Source organism: Streptomyces sp. UH6, assembly GCF_013421635.1.
Classification (GTDB): domain Bacteria; phylum Actinomycetota; class Actinomycetes; order Streptomycetales; family Streptomycetaceae; genus Streptomyces; species Streptomyces abyssomicinicus.
In genome coordinates this window covers 1-2,956 of record NZ_JACADT010000709.1, presented here as the reverse complement: position 1 = coordinate 2,956, position 2,956 = coordinate 1, and the positions used below count along the sequence as shown (strand labels likewise).

Annotated in this window: 3 protein-coding genes; 2 read left to right on the top strand and 1 reads right to left on the bottom strand. The window is 72.5% G+C overall.

Annotated elements, in window-relative coordinates; genetic code table 11:
• The coding region (locus HW445_RS24645; protein ID WP_180223135.1) for an ECF subfamily RNA polymerase sigma factor, BldN family at window positions 1–547 on the top strand (547 nt) is incomplete at its 5' end.
• A 224-nt stretch (window positions 548–771) separates the two neighbouring features.
• Window positions 772–2,007 carry a DUF5667 domain-containing protein gene (locus tag HW445_RS24640; RefSeq protein WP_180223134.1) on the top strand — a complete coding sequence of 412 codons (1,236 nt, stop codon included), beginning with the start codon at window positions 772–774 and terminating at the stop codon, window positions 2,005–2,007.
• A gap of 63 nt (window positions 2,008–2,070) precedes the next feature.
• On the opposite strand, the gene HW445_RS24635 is transcribed toward HW445_RS24640, so the two are convergent.
• Window positions 2,071–2,956 (bottom strand): lysophospholipid acyltransferase family protein (locus HW445_RS24635; RefSeq protein WP_180223133.1); only part of this gene is annotated, 886 nt, incomplete at its 5' end.

The window sequence follows — 2,956 nt, the reverse complement described above, 5'->3', positions numbered from 1 at the left end:
CAGCGCGCGCATGATGGACCTGGTCGAACGCGCCCAGGGAGGCGAGGCCGAGGCCTTCGGGCGCCTCTACGACCAGTACAGCGACACCGTCTACCGCTACATCTACTACCGCGTGAACAGCAGGGCGACCGCGGAGGACCTCACCAGCGAGACCTTCCTGCGCGCCCTGCGCCGCATCGGCACCTTCACCTGGCAGGGCAGGGACTTCGGCGCATGGCTGGTCACCATCGCGCGCAACCTGGTCGCCGACCACTTCAAGTCCAGCCGTTTCCGTCTCGAGGTGACCACCGGCGAGATGCTCGACGCCAACGAGGTCGAGCGCTCGCCCGAGGACTCCGTCCTGGAACATCTCTCCAACGCCGCCCTGCTGGACGCCGTCCGAAGGCTCAACCCCCAGCAGCAGGAATGCGTCACGCTCCGTTTCCTCCAGGGCCTGTCGGTCGCCGAGACGGCCCGGGTGATGGGGAAGAACGAGGGCGCGATCAAGACCCTCCAGTACCGCGCCGTCCGCACCCTCGCGCGGCTGCTCCCCGACGACGCCCGCTGACCGGCGGACACCACCGCACCCGGCCTCCCGGGCGATCACCCGGACGGCCACCCTCCGCACCGGCCAACTCACGTAGGGTGAAAGGTTGTTGACTCGGCGGTCCATCCGCCCGGAGTCCGTAACCGAAGTGCCCGGCCGCTCGTTGTCCGGGATACAGGCTCCCTGCGGACTCCCCGAGGTCCCCGCCGGGGAGTCGTCCGTCATGACGAGAGGAGGTGCCGCCAGTGATCGCGAACGTATCGGCGCACCGGCGGGCGAACGCCTTCGCCCAGGCCCTGGAGGAGCTGTCCGACCGGGGCACGGCGGCCGAGCAGCCGGAGGGATCGGCGGCACCGGCGCCGGCTGCTGCGGAGGAGACCGGGCAGGCGGCCATGGTGGCCGTCGCCGCGGGTCTCGGCGAACTGCCCAAGCCGGAGCTCGACCCGGAGGTGAAGATCGTCCAGCGCGCCCAGCTGGTGGCCGCCATGGAGGCCATGGTCAAGGAGGGCGCCCTGGGCGACGCGTCCACGCGGGTCCCCGACCAGCGCTCGACCCGGGCGCGCGGCGCCCACCGGGCGAGCGCCCTGGGAAAGCTCCGGCCGCGCTCACGCCTGACCAAGGGACTGGCCGCCGGCGGGCTCAGCGTCGGCGTGGCGGCCAGTGCCTTCGGCGGTGTGGCCGCGGCCAGCTCCGACGCCCTCCCCGGTGACTCGCTCTACGGCCTCAAACGCGGCATCGAGGACTTCCGCCTCGGTCTCGCCGAGGACGGCACCGAGCGCGGCGAGATGCTCCTCGACCAGGCGTCCCGGCGTCTGGCCGAGACCCGCCGGCTGATGGAGCGCGGCCGTGGCGGCCACCTGGACCACGAGTCCGTGGGCGAGATCCGCCGGGCCCTGTCCGGCATGCACGAGGACGCCGCGGAGGGCCACCGCCTGCTGCACGACGCCTACCAGCGCGACCCGGAATCCCTGGCCCCGATGCGGGCCCTCTCCGCCTTCACCGACCGGCACGGCCGGACGTGGGACGAGATGCGTGACCGGCTCCCGGTCCAGCTGGGCGACGTGAGCGAGGAGGTCACCTCGGTCTTCGACGCCATGGAACAGGAGGTGGCGCCGCTGCGCCCGCTGCTGCCGGAGGCGCCGTCGTCCGGGGGGCAGGACGCCAGGCCGGGCCGGGGCACCGGTTCCGGTGCGACCGCCTCCACGCCGTCCGGGGAGCCGACCGCGCCCGGCAAGGGCGAGGGCGGGACGGGCTCCACCGGTTCGAAGGACGGGAGCGAGCCCGAGGCGTCCCCGTCGGCGGACGCGGACGGCCTGCTCGGCGGCAACACGGGCGGCCTGTTCGACCCGCCGGACGAGGAGGAGCAGGAGGCCGAATCGACCCGGCCCGAGGGCGAGGAGGACGGCCGCAGGGTCACCCTCCCGCCGCTGCTCCCGGACCTTCTTCCGGGCCTCGGCCTAGGCGGGGATTCGGCGGAGTGAGTGGGCGAGGGGGCGGTCGTCGTGCCGCCCCCTCGCGCACGGTCCGTCCGGGGTGGGTGCCGGTCAGAAGAAGATCGACCGCCTCTGCACCAGCAGCTTGTACAAGGTGTGCTGTATCTCTTCCCGTACCTGGTCGGTCAGGTTGAACATCAGCATCGGGTCGTCCGCCGCCTCCGGCGCGTATCCGTCGGTGGGTATGGGCTCGCCGAACTGGATGGTCCACTTGGTGGGCAGCGGCAGCGCGCCCAGCGGCCCCAGCCAGGGGAAGGTGGGGGTGACGGGGAAGTAGGGCAGTCCGAGCAGCCGCGCGAGGGTCCGCGCGTTGCCGATCATCGGGTAGGTCTCCTCCGCGCCGACGACCGAGCACGGCACGATCGGCGCGCGTGCCCGCAGTGCGGTGGAGACGAAGCCACCGCGCCCGAACCGCTGGAGTTTGTACCGCTCGCCGAACGGCTTCCCGATGCCTTTGAAGCCCTCCGGCATCACGCCGACCAGTTCGCCCCTTCCCAGCAGTTCCGCCGCGTCCTCGGCGCAGGCGAGGGTGTGTCCGAGCTTGCGGGCGATCTCGTTGACGACGGGCAGCTGGAAGACGAGGTCGGCGGCGAGCAGCCGGAGGTGACGGTCCGCCGGGTGGGTGTCGTGCACGGCGACCTGCATCATCAGGGCGTCCAGCGGCAGGGTGCCGGAGTGGTTGGCGACGATGAGCGCCCCGCCCTCGGCGGGTATGTTCTCGATGCCCTTCACCTCGACCCGGAAGTACTTCTCGTACAGCGGGCGGAGCAACGCCATCAGCACGTCGTCGGTGAGTTCGGCGTCGTACCCGAAGTCGTCGACCTCGTACTCGCCGGTGACCCGGCGGCGCAGGAACGCCAGCCCCTTGGCCAGCCGCCGTTCCAGCCCTCCGGCTCCGCCGCCGGGGGCCGGGCCGGTGTCGCCGGGTTCCTCGCCC